This window comes from Enterobacter sp., from assembly GCF_977039595.1.
The window spans coordinates 43465-62070 of the sequence record NZ_CDRQYH010000019.1 but is presented as its reverse complement, the minus strand read 5'-3'; the positions used below and the strand labels follow the sequence as shown (position 1 = coordinate 62070).

Below are 18606 nucleotides of genomic sequence, written 5' to 3'. Positions count from 1 at the left end.
AGAACGGTATGGCGAAATGCGGCACTCATCGCCGACAAACAGCGCATTGTAGTCCGTCGCAATCTGCTGCATGTCGCAGCTTTTTTGCAGACGTTCCAGTAAATCATCCTGTTCCAGCGGCCAGTTCTGCGCCAGTTTACCTTCACGAATCAACGTAAAAAGCGGAACCAACAGCGGGTCTTGCGGCTGGCGATAATAGAGCGTACCCAGCACGCGGCAGAGGATGGAAAACTCGTTCATTTTTATTATTCCATTACACAATTAAAGATCGGCAAATTCGGCAATCGGCTCCATTCCGCGGGACTCAAGGAAATCGAGCATGCGGCGTGGGGTCACGTTCAGGATTTGCGCTTCCGGGAAGTTAACATCATTCAGCACTTTCAGGCACTCGCTGAAATCACCCAGCGTGAACGCGGTATGGGAATCTGAGCCCAACGCCACCATGCCGCCCGCATCACGCACGGCGGCCGCCACGGCGCGACAGTTGGCTTCACTGCCCTTACGCGAGTGAACAAAAGAGGAGTTATTAATCTCCAGCGCCACGCGGTGCTTCGCTGCCGCCTGCGCGACAGCCTGAATATCAATCGGATATTTAGGGTTACCGGGATGACTGATAATGTGCACATTGCCGCTGGCAATGGTGGCAATCATCGCCGCGGTATTGGTCTCTTTATCCTGAGGAGCAAAAACCGGCTCATGGAAGCCGGCGAGGATAAGGTCAAGAGACGTCAGCATCGGGCCGGTGCAGTCGATCTCACCGTCGGTATTTTTGATGTTTGCCTCAATGCCGCGCAGTATCCCAATGCCGTCCACCAGACGTGGCCAGATCCGCATATTCACAAAATGCCAGTAGTGCGGCGCATCAGCCATATCCGGGCCATGATCGGTGATCGCGAACAGCTTGATGCCTTTAAGCTTCGCCTGGGCGATATAATCATGGAGGTTGCTATAAGCGTGGGTACTGGCGACGGTGTGCATATGCAGGTCAACGGGATACATCTCTCTCTCCTCTGCGGTTTTTCCAAAGGATAGCAGTTATCAGCGGCGAATATTAGCAAAAACCCGGCGAACGCCGGGTTTATCTCAGTAGCCGCGCTGTCTGTCGACCTGGCCGGTGACCGGGTTACCCTTTTCCAGTTCGCTGATGGTATGTGATATATACGCCACCGCTTCTGCCGGACGCGTCACGGCGGCCACGTGAGGGGTCATCGCGACGCGCGGGTGCGCCCAAAGCGGGCTTTCCGCGGGTAGCGGCTCACGGCTATAGACATCCAGCATGGCACCTTTAAGCTTTCCACTGTCCAGCGCCTTCAGCAGATCGGGCTCGACCAGATGCACCCCGCGCGCCAGGTTCATCAGGTAGCTCCGATCGACGAGCTGATTGAGCAACGCTTCATTAATGATACCGACCGTTTCCGCCGTATTGGGCAGCAGGTTGATGAGCACGCGCGTCCCGTTCAGAAAGGCCGGGAGTTCATCCGTCCCGGCAAAGCTCTCTACGCCCGGATAATCTTTGCGGCTGCGACTCCAGCAGCGCAGCGGAAAGCCCCACGGAGCAAGGGCTTCAGCCACTTTTGAGCCAAGCACGCCCGCGCCGAGGATGCCGATGGTAAAGTCTTCACGACGATAATCCGGCAGCGGCTCCCAGCGGGCCTGCTGTTTAAATGCCTGATAGTCATCAAAGCGGCGGAACCAGTGCAGAACCTGGCTCACGGCATATTCCTGCATCTGCTGGCCCATTCCGGTATCTTCCAGGCGGAACAGTGGAACGTCTTCCGGCAGCATTTCAGGGTGTGCCTTAAGTTTGCTCAGAATGGAATCCACGCCGGCTCCCAGGGCAAAAACGGCCTTCAGCTTGCGGCCCTGGAGCATTTCTACCGGAGGATGCCAGACCAGCGCATAGTCAGCATGTTCATTATCGCCGCGCTTCCACTCGCGTACGCGTGCGCCGGGCAGCGCCGCCGAAAGTGCGTCAATCCAGTAAGCGTTATCAAATGTAGGGTGATAGAAGAGAATATCCATGGTCATTCCTGCCTTTTATTGCGCTGTTTTGCTTTCATTTTCAAGTGGATTGTCAGCATAACAAATTTATAAGGAAACCGCGTTGCTGATAAAAGAGGCATTTTATGCACATTTAAGAATCATGTTGCCTGAAGTTTGTCTAAACGCGCTAAATTACTGAAAAAGTGAGTTGACGGCAGTTCGGCTTTTCCTTACATTAGCGCCCGTCCCGTCAACAACGGGATGACAATATGGTGAGGTGTCCGAGTGGCTGAAGGAGCACGCCTGGAAAGTGTGTATACGGCAACGTATCGGGGGTTCGAATCCCCCCCTCACCGCCATATTTAAAGAAGAGCTCGCATGAAAATGCGGGCTTTTTTTTCGCATATTGTACGCATGCAGGAGGGATTCGAACCTTGTGGCTCTGTGCGAAACTCATGTCGGGTGGCGCTGCGCTTACCCGACCTGGAAAAAACTAGTCTTCCACCATCTTCGCATACTCTTCGGTCAGAAAATCCACCAGCGCCCTAACGGAGGGCAGCAAACCGCGTCTTGAAGGATAAACGGCATGAATCACTTCCCGTCTGGGTTCCCATGCCTCAAGCACCCGGACCAGCTCACCGGACGCAAGCTGATCCTTCACCATCAAAATCGGCAACTGCACCACGCCAATGCCTGCCATGGCGGCTTCACGCAGCGCGAGCATATCCGTACTGATCAAACGGGGATGGTAATGGATCTCCGCTTTCGCCCCGTCGGGTCCGGAAAGTGCCCACTTATGGTTGTGCTTTCCCTCCCCCATACTTAATCCAGGCCAGGCGCTGAGTTCAGACGGCATTGACGGTTCCCCCAGACGGGCAATCAACGCCGGGCTTGCCACCAGGCAATGCCCCCGATCAGCCAGCACCCTTAACACCAGGTCACTGTCATCAAACGGACGCGGGCGTACGCGGATCGCGATATCCACGCCCTCTCCCACCAGATCTACCCGCCGGTTAGTCGCCTCAAGCTGAAGATTGATCCCGGGGTAGCGCGCCATAAATCTTGCCAGCATCGGACCAACGTGGACATGCAGTAAGGTTATCGGGCACGTGATCCTGACGATACCGCGCGGTTCGGCCTGCAGTGCCGCCACGGCTTCCTCGGCAGCCTCGGCCTCCACCATCATCGCTTTGCAGTGCTGATAGAACGTCTGGCCGACCTCGGTCACCGTAAAATGCCGGGTTGTTCTATGGATGAGCCGTACGCCAAGACGCTCTTCCAGCTGCCCTATCCGGCGGCTTAGCCTGGACTTCGGTAAATCAAGCGCCCTTCCCGCCGCAGCAAAGCCACCGTAGTCCACCACCTTCACAAACCAGACAAAGTCATTGAGATCCTGCATAAAACCTCATCGTTCTATTTTCAGAACAGTGAATGCCATTTTCACTATCTACCGGGATATTGACCCTGAATATAAGCTAATTACATCAACAGAACATCAGGAGTTAATCATGAAAAACGTAACAGGCGTTTATACCGCTCCCCGCCAGCACTGGGTTGGCGATGGTTTCCCGGTCCGTTCAATGTTTTCTTATCAGACGCACGGCGAGCCGCTCAGCCCGTTCCTGCTGCTGGACTACGCGGGCCCATATACCTTTCCGGCTGATGGTGCGAAACGTGGGGTGGGTCAACACCCTCACCGGGGTTTTGAAACGGTCACTATCGTCTATGCCGGTGAAGTGGAGCATCGCGACTCCACGGGTAAAGGCGGCGTCATTGGTCCCGGCGACGTGCAGTGGATGACCGCAGGGGCAGGCATTTTGCACGAGGAGTTCCACTCCAGCGCGTTCTCACAGAAAGGCGGGGAACTGAAAATGATGCAGCTTTGGGTCAACCTGCCGGCGAAAGACAAGATGGCGGCACCGGGCTACCAGAGCATCACGAAAGCCGACATCCCGGTGGTGACGCTGCCGGATAACAGCGGTTCGCTGCGAGTTATTGCCGGTCGCTACGACACGGTGACCGGCCCGGCGCACACCTTCTCGCCGCTTAACGTCTGGGACATCGCTCTGAACCAGGGAAGCCATCTGACGCTCAATCAGCCTGAAGGCTGGAGCACGGCGCTGGTCGTGCTTGAAGGCAGCATCACGGTGAACGGTGCAACTCAGGCGGGTGAAGCCCAGCTGGTCGTATTGAGTCAGGAAGGTGACAAACTGCACCTGGAGGCGAACAGCGATGCAAAAGTGCTGCTGATGGCCGGCGAGCCGCTGAATGAACCGATCGTGGGCTATGGCCCGTTTGTGATGAACACTAAGAGTGAAATCAACGAAGCCATTCGTGATTTCAATTCCGGCCGCTTCGGCCAGATCTGAACGTAATAAAGGAGGACTGCCGCTGTGATCTCCGAGATCCAGCGCCCGCTTAAACCGTTAAGTTCTCGATTCGCAGCGTTAATCCCCTGCTCCACGGCGAAAAACCGTGGAGCTGATTATTGCTTAACCGAACAGGCACTAAAGCTGAAAATCTGCTTGACCGTGTCAGCGCAACTCCCTATAGTAGCGCCCCGTTGCCCCCCAAGCTGTGAGGCAGCAAAACAATATGGTGAGGTGTCCGAGTGGCTGAAGGAGCACGCCTGGAAAGTGTGTATACGGCAACGTATCGGGGGTTCGAATCCCCCCCTCACCGCCATATTTAAGATGAGAGCTCGTACGAAAGTACGGGCTTTTTTCTTTTATATTCTCCGAAAAGGGGGGATGAGAATCCCCGACCGGGGTTCGACAACTGGCGCAGCCAGTTGGACAGACTGTGAGCGCAGCGAACAGGCTGCCCGCACAAAAAACAAAGCCCGGTTTCCCGGGCCTTGAACGCAACAGCAAACTCAGTAATACGCTTGCAGCGTGCGCTGGCAGAGCGCCGATCGCACGCAGTCCTCTTTAGTGAAACGTACCACCCCAATCATCTCATCTTCCTCAAAACGTGACATGGCGTCGCTCAGTCCGGATTTCACGCCGGACGGCAGGTCACACTGGGTAATATCGCCGTTAACGATAACCGTCACGTTCTCCCCGAGGCGCGTTAAAAACATCTTCATTTGCGCAGCGGTCACGTTCTGAGCCTCGTCAAGAATGACGACCGCATTTTCAAATGTACGTCCGCGCATATAGGCGAACGGCGCGATTTCCACCTTGCCAATCTCTGGCCGCAGGCAGTACTGCATGAAGGATGCACCCAGCCGCTTCACCAGCACGTCATAGACGGGCCTGAAGTACGGGGCAAACTTCTCCGAAATATCACCGGGCAAGAAGCCGAGATCTTCATCAGCCTGCAGTACCGGACGGGTAACAATGATTCTTTCCACGTCCTTATGGATCAGCGCTTCCGCCGCTTTGGCTGCACTGATCCAGGTTTTCCCGCATCCGGCTTCACCGGTTGCAAAGATGAGCTGTTTACTCTCGATAGCATTCAGGTAGTGCGCCTGAGCCTCATTGCGCGCCACAATTGGAGAATTATCACGGCTGTCTCGGGCCATGCCAATTGCTTCTACGCCACTCATCTGCACAAGCGAGGTGACCGATTCTTCTTCACGCTGTTTATGGCTACGTGAATCCCGTCTCAGCACACGTTTTGCTTCGCGACGAGCTTTGATCACTGCTTTTTGTCTTCCCATGGATAGCACCTTGAGTTGTTGGTATTCATCACACGCGCCAGCGTCGGCACGATTATGCGCACGAACATCAGAGGGTTGGCTTCCTTGTAAGCCATTGCTTGCACTATCGGATGACGATACGGAACAGCTACGCGCACCGTTCTGCACGTCGGTCGAATCAGATTCTTGAGGGAGGGGGGAAAATTTAGTGGTGAGGAAATCGCTGCCGGAGTCTGAGCCTCCGCGCCGGGTGCTGCGGTTGTTATGTTTACCTTGTCCAGTACAGGACGCAACCATTCGCGATCTCCATAGTGATTCAGCATCACTGCCGGGAACTACCGCTGTCTTATCTTAAGTACATCAGGAGTTATCATAAATGCAACATTTATTTTACCTGAATGCAACTTTTAGGACTGTCCCTACAGTTGAAATCAGTCTCATATAGAAATATTACAGAAATATAACAGCAGGATAGTCATATGAAAAAATAATGTCCCTGCGAATCGTCGCAGGGACAATTATCAGGCTTCAATAAGACTCTGAGCGAGATACGCGCTGCTGTCGCGCACGCCCGGCAGGGCAAAGAAATAGCCTCCGCCGATAGGTTTAATGTACTCTTCCAGCGCCTCTCCGTTTAAGCGCTTCTGCACGGTGAGGAAGCCCTTTTCCAGATCGTGCTGGTAGCAGACGAACAGCAGCCCCATATCGAGCTGACCGGAGTTAGTCACGCCGAGCGAGTAGCTGTATCCCCGACGCATCATCAGACTGGACTGCGTCTCTTTGGTGCGCGGATTGGCCAGACGAATGTGGCTGTCCAGCGCAATCACATCGCCATTAGGATCGCTGGCGTAGTCGGGCACGTCATGCTCGTTCTTCATGCCGAGCGGCGCGCCGCTTTGCTTATCGCGACCGAAGATCGTCTGCTGCTCTTTGAGCGGCGTGCGGTCCCAGAACTCCACGTGGAACTGGATAATCCTCACCGCCTGGTAGCTGCCGCCCACCGCCCATGCCGGTTCGCCCTGATCGGCAGTGACCCACACCACCTCCTTCATGAGCGCACCATCGTGGCTGTCCGGGTTGGCCGTGCCATCCTTGAAGCCCAGCAGGTTCACCGGGGTCTCTTTCCCCTTGCTGCGGGCGGCGTGGTCCGAGATAAACCCTTCCCGCTTCCAGCGCACGCTTAGCAGATCCGGCGTGTGCTTGATGATGTCGCGCAGGGCGTGGATCACCGTGTCCTGCGTATTGGCGCAAATCTGCAGAAGCAGATCGCCGTGGCAGAGGGCGGCATCCAGGGAATCATTCGGGAAACGCGTCATTTTTTGCAGCGCTTTCGGCTTCTGTTTTGCCAGCCCATAGCGTGTATCAAACAGCGATTCCCCCAGCGAAACGGTAATGGTCAGGTTGTCAGGGGCGATAAACGGCCCCAGAATGCCGGAGTCCATTGGCGGCAGACGCGGGTTCGGCGTATCGGGCGCTGGTCCACCGGCGGTAAGAAACGCAATGCGCTTCGTCAGCAGGCGGAACAGACGTTCCAGATCGGCTTTATCGCTGGCCAGCGAATCAAAGGCCACCAGCATCATCGACGCCTGCTGCGGCGTCAGGATGCCCGCCTGATGCTCGCCATAAAACGGCTGCGTCTCCATGCGGGCATTGGGTGACAGCGTGCCGGGCGCGCTTTGCGGTTTCGCCGCGTGCGCTACCGGACACCCGCCAGCCAGAGCAAGCGCGCCCCCCAGCGCCCCTACCCCTTTTAACAACCGACGACGTGAAGGCTCAACCACGTCGTTCTCGCTATGCTTATTCATCGTGCTTAGTCCAGACCCAGTACGCCACGCAGCAGGGAGAGATCTTCCGCCAGGGCGGTAATCGGGCCTTTCAGCGCGTTACGGTCAGCGTCGGTCAGCTTGTCGTAGGTCTCAAACCCGTCTTTGGTGCGGTACTTCGCCAGGATGGTGTCGACTTTTTTGAAGTTGGCATCCACCTTGCCCAGCAGCTCGCCGTTCTCTTTCTGCAGCTGAGGACGCAGGAGGTTAACGATTTTCTGCGCGCCGTCGACGTTGGCCTGGAAGTCCCACAGATCGGTATGGCTATAGCGATCCTCTTCGCCGCTGATTTTGCTCGCGGCCACTTCTTCAATCAGGCCGGCCGCGCCGCCCACCACTTTTGACGGCGGGAAGGCCAGCTCGCTGATGCGCTTTTGCAGCTCCAGCACGTCGCCGTTCAGCTGCTCAGCGTATTTCTCCATCCCTTTGGTGGAATTGTCGCCAAACAGGGCTTTCTCCAGACGGTGGAAACCGGTGAATTTCGGATCGGCGGCCTTCTGCTCGAAATCATCTTCGCGGGCGTCGATGCTGCCATCAAGGTCAGAGAACAGCTCGGCGATCGGCTCGATGCGCTCGTAGTGCTGACGGGTTGGCGCATACAGGGATTTTGCTTTTTCGATATCACCGGCCTTCACCGCATCGGTAAAGGCTTTGGTTGCCGCCGCCAGATCCGCGGTCTCTTTCGTGACGTACGCTTTATACGCGGTAATCGCATCGCCCAGGCTCAGCACCGCAGCGCCTTTCGCCGCATCGGCCGTTGCTTCACCTTTGACGATAAGCTTACCTTTCGGGTTGGTCAGCAGACCGCAGGTCATCTCATATTCGCCCGGCTGCAGGTTGGCAGTCATCTTCTGGCTAAAGCCAGGAGCGATATTTTCACGCTCTTCCACCACCAGAACGCCTTTAAGGATCTCCCACTCCAGCGCCTTCTGGCTGTGGTTCTGAATAATAAACTGGGTTTTGCCGCTGTTCACCGTGAGGGTCATCGGCTCACACTGCTTGTCGTTGACGGTGACCTTAACCTGTGGAACATCCGCGCCCCAGGCGGAGAATGCAGAAGCGAACAGCGCGGCAATGCCTGCGCATAACGCACTACGACGGAACTGAATTGCCATGACTCTTCCCTTTAAAAAGCATGTTGTAACTAAATCAACTATTATGGCGTAACGCGAGACGCCTGCGTGCCGGTACGCGGCGGCATTGCGAACAGCACCAGCGCCGGAACCAGATAGATAAAGTAAATCGCCACTTCGCTGACGCTCGGCGTTTCCTGATAGCCGAAGATACCTTCGAGCAGAGTGCCGGTCAGAGAGTGCGTGGAGAGCACGTTGCTAAGGTCGAACGCGACGTCCTGGAAGTGGTTCCACAGGCCCGCTTCATGGAAGGCGCGAATCGCCCCTGCCGCCAGCCCTGCCGCCACCAGCAGAATAAACAGGCTGGTCCACTTGAAGAAAGCGCCCAGGTTCAGGCGGATACCGCCCCAGTACAACAGGAAACCAAGCACCACGGCCGTGGCGAGACCCAGCATGGCCCCGAGCGGCGGCCAGATCCCCACATCCTGCTGAAACGCCGCCAGCAGGAAGAAAACAGACTCCAGGCCTTCACGCGCGACGGCGAAAAAGACCATCATAATGAGCGCCCAGCCGTGGTTGTTCCCCTTCTGCAGGGCATTGTCCACCGCCTGCTCCAGCTGCACCTTCACGTTACGCGAGACTTTACGCATCCAGAACACCATCCAGGTGAGGATCACCACCGCAATCACGGCGACGATACCTTCAAACAGCTCCTGCTCTTTCTGCGGGAACTCGCCGGTGGTTTCGTTGATGAGGACACCTAAGCCCAGGCAGAGCGCCGCGGCAAGGAATACCCCGACCCACATGACGCCAATCCAGCGTCCGCGCTGGGTTCGCTTCAGATAACTGGCGATAAGGCTCACGATAAGGGCGGCTTCGAGCCCTTCACGTAACATAATGAGAAATGGAACAAACATGCCGACACCTTAAATGTTTATCGCGGTCAACTGATGCAAAGAAAGGTAAATTCTTGTGATAGTGATTATCATTACGGCGAAAAGAAAAACAAGCGAAATGTGCGGTGTTTTGATGACGAGTTGTAAACGCCCAGCCTGATAATAGTTACATAAGTTATCGTTAAGTTTATAAGTTATAACGAAAATGCCCATTTACGCTGATTCAGGGCTGTGGCTAAATATCCGCCTCAAACACCTGGTGAAAATAAATTATGTTTAAAATTGTCCATTTCCTGCTGGCGCTGGTGATTATTCTCGCGCTTGCCTGGCTGGTAAGTTTCGACCGCCGAAAAATTCGCATTCGTTTTGTTTTACAGCTGATTGTCATTGAAATTGCCCTGGCGTTCTTTTTCCTGCACGCCGAAAGCGGGTTATTCCTGATTAAATACGTCTCGGGATTTTTTGAGTCACTGCTCAAATTTGCTGGCGAAGGCACCAATTTCGTCTTTGGCGGTATGGGTGAAAAAGGGCTGGCGTTCATTTTCCTCGGCGTGCTTTGCCCAATTATTTTTATTTCCGCGCTGATTGGTATTCTTCAGCACTGGCGGATCCTGCCGATTTTTATTCGGGTGATCGGTACGCTGCTGTCGAAACTGAACGGCATGGGTAAGCTGGAATCCTTTAACGCGGTTAGCTCGCTGATACTCGGCCAGTCGGAAAACTTCATTGCCTACAAAGGCGTGCTGGGGGATCTCTCTTCCCGTCGTCTCTTCACCATGGCAGCCACGGCGATGTCGACGGTCTCCCTGTCGATTGTCGGCGCGTATATGACCATGCTCGACGCCAAATTTGTTGTCGCCGCACTGATTCTGAACATGTTCAGCACCTTTATTATTCTTTCGGTCATCAACCCGGCACGCCCGGAAGCGGAGCCGGATATCAAGCTGGAAAAACTGCATGAATCGCAGAGCTTCTTCGAAATGCTCGGCGAGTATATTCTGGCCGGTTTTAAGGTGGCGATGATTATTCTGGCGATGCTGATTGGCTTCATCGCGCTTATTAGCGCCGTTAACGCCCTCTTCTCCAGCGTATTTGGCATGAGTTTCCAGCAGATTCTGGGCTATGTATTTTATCCCCTGGCGTGGCTGGTGGGTATTCCGCTGGGTGACGCCCTGAACGCGGGCAGTATTATGGCGACCAAGCTGGTGGCGAATGAATTTGTGGCGATGATTGAGCTGCAAAAAATCGCTCATCAGATGTCCCCGCGCGGGCTAGGGATTTTATCCGTCTTCCTGGTGTCGTTCGCGAACTTCGCATCCATCGGCATTGTGGCCGGAGCGATTAAGGGTCTTAACGAGCAGCAGGGGAACGTGGTGTCGCGTTTCGGCCTGCGTCTGGTGTATGGAGCAACGCTGGTAAGTTTACTGTCGGCGAGCTTTGCGGGGTTGGTGCTCTGATGCAATGCCGGGTGGCGCTTCGCATACCCGGCCTACAAAACAACAACGGCGGGAATTCCCGCCGTTTTCATTAAAACTGCACGCACACCGGCTGGTCGACACGCATCACGGACTCCTGCGCGAAGCGTGACTTATAAATCCCGCGCAACGCTTCGATGTTCTTCTCGCTCTGCGCATCTTTTCCATGTATCAGCATCAACGCCTTGCTCGGCTCGCGCGCCACTTTCCCGTCGTTCCCCAGCCATTGCCCGCGCGCATCAAACACCGTTAAGCCATCGCGAAAGCGCGGCGTCACGTCCTGGTCAACAAACTGCTGCCACTCGTTGCTGGTAATCTGCGCCCCGGCAGGACGGTTTAAGCCGAAATAGAGCGTGGTTTGCTGCATCTGGTTATCCGCTTTGCAGGTCTCCACCGCAGCATGCTGCGATGGCGCGTTGCAGCCCGCCAGCATCAATAATGCCGCCGCCATTAACCCTGTTTTGATTGTCATGCTTCGCTATCCTCATTGTTATAAGCACATGGATATCACAGGAAATTACGGATTTTGGCAAGAAAAAAGCCGGGTGGCGCTTGCGCTCACCCGGCCTGTATTGTGCAGCGAGAAAAATTATTCTGCCTGAAGCTTAGACGGCGGCGCAGTGTGGTAATGCGCGTCGGCTTCCGCAAAGCGTTTCTGCATGGAGGCAGACGGCGCTTTACCCAGCAGGCTAAACACCACGATACCGATGCTGCCGAAGATGAAGCCAGGAATGATTTCGTACAGGCCCAGCCAGGCGAACTGTTTCCAGACGATAACGGTCACCGCACCGATAATCATTCCCGCCAGCGCGCCGTTGCGGGTCATACGGGACCACATGACGGAGAACAGGACGACCGGACCAAATGCCGCACCGAAGCCCGCCCACGCGTAGCTAACAAGACCCAGCACGCGGTTCTCCGGGTTAGCCGCCAGCGCAATCGCCACCAGCGCAACCGCCAGCACCATGAAGCGCCCGACCCACACCAGCTCTTTCTGGCTTGCGTTTTTACGCAGGAAGGCCTTATAGAGGTCTTCGGTGATCGCACTGGAGCAGACCAGCAGCTGGCAGCTCAGGGTGGACATCACCGCCGCCAGGATCGCGGAGAGCAGAATACCGGCAATCCACGGGTTAAACAGAATCTGCGCCAGCTCAATGAACACGCGTTCGGCGTTCTGGTTCACCGCACCCGCCTGCGCCGGGTTGTTGCTGAAGTAGGCGATACCGAAGAAGCCAACAGCGCACGCACCCGCCAGACACAGGATCATCCACGTCATACTGATGCGACGGGCATGTACGATGGTGTGGTGAGAATCCGCCGCCATAAAGCGCGCCAGAATGTGCGGCTGACCGAAGTAGCCCAGACCCCAGCCCATCAGAGAGACGATGGCCACGAAGTTCAGCCCTTTCAGCATGTCGACGTTTTCAATGCTCTTCTGCTTGATCACTTCCAGCGATTCGCCAAAGCCGCCAACGGTGAAAATCACAATCACCGGGGTCAGGATCAGGGCGAAGATCATCAGGCTCGCCTGCACGGTGTCGGTCCAGCTTACCGCCAGGAACCCGCCCACGAAGGTATAGAGAATGGTCGCAGCGGCACCGGCCCACAGAGCGGTTTCGTAGCTCATGCCGAAGGTGCTTTCGAACAGGCGCGCGCCGGCCACGATGCCGGAGGCGCAGTAGATGGTGAAGAACAGCAGGATAACCACCGCAGAGATAATACGCAGGATGCGGCTGTTATCTTCAAAACGTCCGGTGAAGTAATCCGGCAGCGTCAGGGCGTTGTTATTGGCTTCGGTATGCACGCGCAGACGGCCTGCCACCAGCTTCCAGTTGATCCACGCGCCGACGGTCAAACCGATGGCGATCCAGCTTTCCGAGATACCGGAGATGAAAATCGCACCCGGCAGACCCATCAGCAGCCATCCGCTCATGTCGGATGCGCCCGCAGAGAGTGCGGTCACCATCGGGCCTAAACTGCGTCCGCCCAGAATGTAGTCGTCAAAGTTTTTCGTGGAACGCCACGCCAAAAACCCTATCAGGATCATGCCAAAAATATAAACGAGAAATGTCACCAGCATCGGTGTGCTAATAGCCATTCAAATTCTCCAAAAGTGTCGAGCGACAACCGTCCGGGTTGCCTTGTTATATGATCACCGGAACGAGGTGACGGTATCTTGTGTTTCGGTTGGGCGCGCTATCCTGCCGTATGCGCCCTCCGCTGACAAACGATTTAACACTGCATTTACATCAATTTCATCCCCGGTTTGATACGAGTTTCCTATAGGTTGCACTCGCTCACGCTTTTACGGGTTGCACCTTTGAAAAGTGTTAACTTCCGCATAAAACCAGGCTTTCCGCGACAAAGCCAGCACGTTTTTCCAGCTAACCATTCGTTAACAATCCATTCATTTTCTGTGTTGCAAACCAGGTCACATTTAACACGGTTGCACAAAGTTGCAACATGGAGGATATTTCACGCTATCTACAGAACGCTATTACAGAACAACAGGAGCTTTGGCATGGGTATGACCACCATGGGGGTTAAGCTGGATGACGCGACCCGCGAACGGATTAAGACCGCAGCAACCCGCATTGACCGCACGCCGCACTGGTTAATTAAGCAGGCGATTTTTAACTATCTCGAAAGACTCGAGAGCGATGAGGGCCTGCCGGAGCTGCCTGCCCTGCTCGCCGGTGCCGCCAATGAAAGCGAAGAGGCGCCGGCCGCTGGCGACGAAAGCCATCAGCCGTTCCTTGAATTTGCCGAGCAGATCCTGCCGCAGTCCGTCAGCCGCGCCGCCATTACCGGCGCCTACCGCCGCGCCGAAACCGACGCCGTGCCGATGCTGCTGGAGCAAGCTCGCCTGCCTGACGCCATTGCCGCACAGGCGCACAGCCTGGCGTATCAGTTAGCCGACAAGCTGCGTAACCAGAAAACCGCCACCGGCCGCGCCGGAATGGTTCAGGGTTTGCTACAGGAGTTCTCCCTCTCCTCTCAGGAAGGCGTGGCGCTGATGTGCCTGGCGGAAGCGCTGCTGCGTATTCCGGATAAAGCCACCCGCGACGCGCTGATCCGCGACAAGATCAGCAACGGCAACTGGCATTCGCACATTGGCCGCAGCCCGTCGCTGTTCGTTAACGCGGCAACCTGGGGCCTGCTGTTTACCGGCAAACTGGTTTCGACCCATAACGAAGCCAACCTGTCACGCTCCCTGAACCGCATCATCGGCAAGAGCGGCGAGCCGCTGATCCGCAAGGGCGTGGACATGGCGATGCGTCTGATGGGCGAACAGTTTGTGACCGGGGAAACCATTGCCGAAGCGCTGGCGAACGCCCGCAAGCTGGAAGACAAAGGTTTCCGCTATTCGTACGACATGCTCGGTGAAGCGGCCCTGACCGCCGCCGACGCGCAGGCCTACATGGTTTCTTACCAGCAGGCGATCCACGCCATTGGTAAAGCGTCCAACGGTCGCGGTATTTATGAAGGCCCGGGCATCTCGATTAAGCTCTCCGCCCTGCACCCGCGCTACAGCCGCGCGCAGTACGACCGGGTGATGGAAGAGCTCTACCCGCGCCTGAAATCCCTGACCCTGCTGGCGCGCCAGTATGACATCGGCATTAACATCGACGCCGAAGAGGCCGACCGTCTGGAGATCTCCCTCGATCTGCTGGAAAAACTGTGCTTCGAGCCGGAGCTGGCAGGCTGGAACGGGATTGGCTTCGTTATCCAGGCCTACCAGAAGCGCTGCCCGTTCGTCATTGATTACCTGATTGACCTGGCCAGCCGCAGCCGTCGTCGCCTGATGATCCGCCTGGTGAAAGGCGCCTACTGGGATAGCGAAATCAAACGCGCCCAGATGGAAGGGCTGGAAGGCTATCCGGTCTATACCCGTAAGGTTTACACCGACGTCTCTTACCTCGCCTGCGCGAAAAAGCTGCTCGGCGTGCCGAACCTGATCTATCCGCAGTTCGCTACCCACAACGCACACACCCTGGCGGCGATCTACTGTCTGGCCGGGCAAAACTACTATCCGGGCCAGTACGAGTTCCAGTGCCTGCACGGCATGGGTGAACCGCTTTACGAGCAGGTCACAGGTAAAGTGGCGGACGGCAAGCTAAACCGCCCGTGCCGTATCTATGCTCCGGTGGGCACGCACGAAACCCTGCTGGCGTACCTGGTTCGTCGTCTGCTGGAAAACGGCGCGAACACCTCCTTCGTTAACCGTATCGCCGACACCACGCTGCCGCTGGACGAGCTGGTGGCCGACCCGTTACAGGCCGTTGAGAAGATGGCCGCGCAGGAAGGCCAGATTGGTCTGCCGCATCCGAAAATTGCCCTGCCGCGCGAGCTATACGGCAAAGGCCGGGTCAACTCGGCGGGTCTGGATCTCGCCAACGAACACCGTCTGGCGTCCCTCTCCTCTGCCCTGCTCAACAGCGCGCTGCAGAAGTGGCAGGCCAAACCGATGCTGGAGCAGCCCGTTGATGACGGCGACATGCAGCCGGTCATCAACCCGGCAGAGCCAAAAGATATCGTCGGCTACGTGCGTGAAGCGACAGAAGCGGAAGTGGATCAGGCGCTGGACAGCGCGGTGAATAACGCCCCTATCTGGTTCGCCACGCCGCCGCAGGAGCGCGCCGCCATTCTGGAACGCGCGGCGGTGCTGATGGAAGATCAGATGCAGTCGCTCATCGGCATTCTGGTGCGCGAAGCGGGTAAAACCTTCAGCAACGCCATCGCCGAAGTACGCGAGGCCGTCGACTTCCTGCACTACTACGCCGGTCAGGTGCGCGATGATTTCGATAACGAAACCCACCGTCCGCTGGGTCCGGTCGTCTGTATCAGCCCGTGGAACTTCCCGCTGGCGATCTTCACCGGCCAGATTGCCGCCGCCCTGGCCGCAGGCAACAGCGTGCTGGCAAAACCGGCGGAGCAGACCCCGCTGATTGCCGCGCAGGGCATCAACATTCTTCTGGAGGCAGGCGTACCGGCGGGCGTGGTCCAGCTGCTGCCGGGCCGCGGTGAAACCGTGGGCGCCAAACTGACCTCCGATAACCGCGTACGCGGCGTGATGTTTACTGGCTCGACCGAAGTGGCCTCGCTGCTGCAGCGCAATATTGCCACCCGTCTGGATGCGCAGGGTCGTCCTACTCCGCTCATCGCGGAAACCGGCGGCATGAACGCCATGATCGTTGACTCCTCCGCCCTCACCGAGCAGGTGGTGGTTGACGTACTGGCCTCCGCCTTCGACAGCGCCGGTCAGCGCTGCTCCGCCCTGCGCGTGCTGTGCCTGCAGGATGACGTGGCGGACCACACGCTGAAGATGCTGCGCGGCGCGATGGCCGAATGCCGCATGGGCAACCCGGGCCGTCTCACCACCGACATCGGGCCGGTGATCGACGCGGAAGCCAAAGCCAACATCGAAAACCACATTCAGACCATGCGCGCGAAAGGCCGCCCGGTGTTCCAGGCGGTGCGCGAGAACAGCGAAGATACCCGCGAGTGGCGGACCGGCACCTTTGTGCCACCTACGCTTATCGAGCTGGCAAGCTTCGACGAGCTGAAAAAAGAGGTCTTCGGTCCGGTACTGCACGTGGTGCGCTACAACCGTAACAACCTCAACGAGCTGGTTGAGCAGATCAACGCCTCAGGCTATGGCCTGACGCTCGGCGTGCATACCCGTATCGACGAGACCATTGCGCAGGTGACCGGCAGCGCCAAAGTGGGCAACCTGTACGTTAACCGCAACATGGTTGGCGCGGTCGTGGGCGTACAGCCGTTCGGCGGTGAAGGCCTTTCCGGCACTGGTCCGAAAGCGGGCGGTCCGCTCTACCTGTACCGTCTGCTGGCGAACCGTCCGGAGAACGCGCTGGGCGTCACCCTGGCTCGCCAGGATGCGGAGTATCCAGTCGATGCACAGCTGAAAACCGTACTGACCCAGCCGCTGGAGGCGCTGATCGCCTGGGCGGAAAAACGTCCTGAACTGCGTGCTGTCGCACAGCAGTACGGCGAGCTGGCGCAGGCCGGTACGCAGCGTCTGCTTCCGGGACCAACCGGCGAGCGCAACACCTGGACGCTGATGCCGCGCGAGCGCGTGCTGTGCGTGGCGGATAACGAGCAGGACGCGCTGGTACAGCTGGCCGCCGCCATGGCCACCGGCTGTGAAGTGCTGTGGCCGGAAGATGCTCTGCATCGCGATCTCGCTAAACAGCTGCCGAAGGCGGTCTCGGCCCGCATTCGCTTTGCGAAAGCCGATATCCTGCTGACCCAGCCGTTTGATGCGGTGATCTACCACGGTGATTCCGATCAGCTCCGCGAGCTGTGCGAGCAGGTTGCGGCCCGCAGCGGGGCGATTGTTTCGGTGCAGGGCTTTGCGCGCGGGGAAACCAACCTGCTGCTGGAGCGTCTGTACGTGGAGCGCTCGCTCAGCGTCAACACCGCGGCGGCGGGCGGTAACGCCAGTTTGATGACAATAGGTTAACGCTGTGCTAATAAGGCTCCGGAGACGGAGCCTTATTTTATTGGGGAATATATGAAACGATATCTTATCGCCAGTGCAGCGCTGCTGCTGAGCGCCAGCGCGCTGGCCGACGAGTGCGACAAAGCGACCACCCAGCTTGAACTGAATACCTGTAGCGCTCAGCAGTACCAGGCTGCCGATAAAAAGCTCAACCAGACTTACCAGGCGGCCGTTAAGCGTGCGGCAGCCCCTCAGCGAGATCTGCTGAAAAAAGCGCAGCAGGCGTGGATTACCCTGCGCGATGCGGACTGCGCGTTTATCGGTTCGGGTACGGAAGGCGGGAGCGTTCAGCCAATGATTGTTAACCAGTGCCTGGCGGAAAAAACCGTGGAGCGCGAAGCGTTTCTGGCCTCGCTGATGCAGTGTGAAGAGGGCGACTTAAGCTGCCCTCTCCCGCCGGCAAACTAACGTAAGCGGATCCCTTCAATAATCATCCGCTGCACGTTTTCCAGGGTGCTGTGGAAAAACGCTTCGTCCTGGAGCGTTTTTCCGGTCACCGCCTCGACCTGGGCCGCAAAGTCAGCGTAATGCTGGGTGGAGGCCCAAATCATAAAGATCAAATGATGCGGATCGACCGGGGCCAGCTTTCCGCTGGCAACCCATCCGGCAATAATGGCCGACTTGTCGTCCACCAGCTGTTTTAAATCTCCGGTCAGCTCCGCCTGCAACAGCGGCGCGCCCTGCAGCATCTCAAGACAAAACAGCCTTGATGCCTGCGGGTAATCGCGCGACACCTCCAGCTTCAGGCGAATGTACTCCTTGATCGCTACCAGCGGGGCCAGCTCTTCGCGAAACGCTTTCAGCGGCGCCAGCCAGATATCGAGGATCTGCTGCATCACCGCGACATACAGCGCCTCTTTCGACGGGTAATAGTAGAGCAGATTGGTTTTGGATACCCCGGACTGCTCCGCCACCTGCTCCAGGCGCGTGCCGTGAATGCCAAACTGCGAAAACGTCTCCAGCGCCGCGCTGAGGATCGCCTGCTTCTTGGCGCTCACCGCCTGCGAACGTTTACCTGGTGTTTTCACTGCGCCTTGTGTCATTCCCGCTCTCCTTATTCTGCGTTGCCCTCAGCATAGCAAAACCCCCGTCTCACCACGACATCCTGCACTTCGATCGCGCATGAATGCCTGTTTTCTGTGCAATGTTTTTGACCAGTTAGTCCACATTTAGCTGCATCAATCCACCAA

The 18606-nt window shown here is 57.0% G+C and carries 14 protein-coding genes, 2 tRNA genes and 1 pseudogene; 6 read left to right on the top strand and 11 right to left on the bottom strand.

Features of this window, described 5'->3' with window-relative positions:
* From ACWYRJ_RS08485 to ghrA, 3 genes and pseudogenes are all read right to left on the bottom strand, one after another.
* Positions 1 to 240 (bottom strand): annotated as a pseudogene (locus ACWYRJ_RS08485) (molecular chaperone); the annotation flags it as partial.
* A gap of 21 nt (positions 241 to 261) precedes the next feature.
* Positions 262 to 999: a phosphatase gene (locus ACWYRJ_RS08480; RefSeq protein ID WP_111964482.1), complete on the bottom strand. Its 738-nt coding sequence runs from the start codon at positions 997 to 999 to the stop codon at positions 262 to 264.
* A gap of 84 nt (positions 1000 to 1083) precedes the next feature.
* A complete protein-coding gene (gene ghrA, locus ACWYRJ_RS08475) occupies positions 1084 to 2022 on the bottom strand; it encodes a glyoxylate/hydroxypyruvate reductase GhrA (protein WP_111964483.1) in 939 nt (312 codons plus the stop codon).
* A 232-nt stretch (positions 2023 to 2254) separates the two neighbouring features.
* Here ghrA and ACWYRJ_RS08470 point away from each other — a divergent pair.
* Positions 2255 to 2342, top strand: a tRNA-Ser gene (locus ACWYRJ_RS08470).
* Between the two features lie 134 nt (positions 2343 to 2476).
* Here the strand turns inward: ACWYRJ_RS08470 and ACWYRJ_RS08465 are convergent.
* Positions 2477 to 3382, bottom strand: a complete 906-nt coding sequence (locus ACWYRJ_RS08465) for a LysR family transcriptional regulator (protein WP_136194671.1) — start codon at positions 3380 to 3382, stop codon at positions 2477 to 2479.
* A gap of 109 nt (positions 3383 to 3491) precedes the next feature.
* Between ACWYRJ_RS08465 and ACWYRJ_RS08460 the strand changes: the two genes are divergently transcribed.
* Positions 3492 to 4352, top strand: coding sequence for a pirin family protein (locus ACWYRJ_RS08460; RefSeq protein WP_115874707.1), 861 nt, complete (start codon positions 3492 to 3494; stop codon positions 4350 to 4352).
* Positions 4353 to 4580: 228 nt separating this feature from the next.
* Positions 4581 to 4668 (top strand) — tRNA-Ser (locus ACWYRJ_RS08455).
* Between the two features lie 190 nt (positions 4669 to 4858).
* Here ACWYRJ_RS08455 and phoH read toward each other — a convergent pair.
* From phoH to efeU, 4 genes are all read right to left on the bottom strand, one after another.
* Positions 4859 to 5647, bottom strand: coding sequence for a phosphate starvation-inducible protein PhoH (gene phoH / locus ACWYRJ_RS08450; protein WP_024908976.1), 789 nt, complete (start codon positions 5645 to 5647; stop codon positions 4859 to 4861).
* A gap of 500 nt (positions 5648 to 6147) precedes the next feature.
* Positions 6148 to 7431 carry an iron uptake transporter deferrochelatase/peroxidase subunit gene (gene efeB / locus ACWYRJ_RS08445; protein ID WP_127730355.1) on the bottom strand — a complete coding sequence of 428 codons (1284 nt, stop codon included), beginning with the start codon at positions 7429 to 7431 and terminating at the stop codon, positions 6148 to 6150.
* A 5-nt stretch (positions 7432 to 7436) separates the two neighbouring features.
* The gene (efeO, locus tag ACWYRJ_RS08440) at positions 7437 to 8564 is read right to left on the bottom strand and encodes an iron uptake system protein EfeO (protein ID WP_111964488.1); all 1128 of its coding nucleotides are present in this window, start codon (positions 8562 to 8564) and stop codon (positions 7437 to 7439) included.
* A gap of 41 nt (positions 8565 to 8605) precedes the next feature.
* Positions 8606 to 9439 (bottom strand): iron uptake transporter permease EfeU, encoded by an 834-nt coding sequence (gene efeU, locus ACWYRJ_RS08435; protein WP_111964489.1) that lies wholly within the window; start codon positions 9437 to 9439, stop codon positions 8606 to 8608.
* A gap of 251 nt (positions 9440 to 9690) precedes the next feature.
* On the opposite strand from efeU, the gene ACWYRJ_RS08430 reads away from it, so the two are divergent.
* On the top strand, positions 9691 to 10875 hold the full coding sequence (locus ACWYRJ_RS08430) for a NupC/NupG family nucleoside CNT transporter (RefSeq protein WP_127730349.1): 1185 nt from the start codon (positions 9691 to 9693) through the stop codon (positions 10873 to 10875).
* Between the two features lie 70 nt (positions 10876 to 10945).
* On the opposite strand, the gene ACWYRJ_RS08425 is transcribed toward ACWYRJ_RS08430, so the two are convergent.
* Positions 10946 to 11365, bottom strand: a complete 420-nt coding sequence (locus ACWYRJ_RS08425) for a DUF3574 domain-containing protein (RefSeq protein ID WP_032648964.1) — start codon at positions 11363 to 11365, stop codon at positions 10946 to 10948.
* A gap of 117 nt (positions 11366 to 11482) precedes the next feature.
* Entirely contained in the window at positions 11483 to 12991 is a 1509-nt protein-coding gene (gene putP / locus ACWYRJ_RS08420; protein ID WP_111964491.1) for a sodium/proline symporter PutP, read from the bottom strand.
* Positions 12992 to 13414: 423 nt separating this feature from the next.
* Here putP and putA point away from each other — a divergent pair, with 423 nt between their 5' ends.
* Together putA and ACWYRJ_RS08410 are read left to right on the top strand one after the other, a co-directional pair.
* Complete coding sequence (gene putA / locus ACWYRJ_RS08415) at positions 13415 to 17377, top strand: trifunctional transcriptional regulator/proline dehydrogenase/L-glutamate gamma-semialdehyde dehydrogenase (RefSeq protein WP_455507722.1); 3963 nt, start codon at positions 13415 to 13417, stop codon at positions 17375 to 17377.
* Between the two features lie 51 nt (positions 17378 to 17428).
* Positions 17429 to 17824, top strand: a complete 396-nt coding sequence (locus ACWYRJ_RS08410; protein ID WP_115874700.1) for a lysozyme inhibitor LprI family protein — start codon at positions 17429 to 17431, stop codon at positions 17822 to 17824.
* Here ACWYRJ_RS08410 and rutR read toward each other — a convergent pair.
* Positions 17821 to 18459 (bottom strand): HTH-type transcriptional regulator RutR, encoded by a 639-nt coding sequence (gene rutR / locus ACWYRJ_RS08405; RefSeq protein ID WP_008499819.1) that lies wholly within the window; start codon positions 18457 to 18459, stop codon positions 17821 to 17823. The genes ACWYRJ_RS08410 and rutR overlap by 4 nt on opposite strands.
* Between the last annotated feature and the right edge of the window lie 147 nt (positions 18460 to 18606).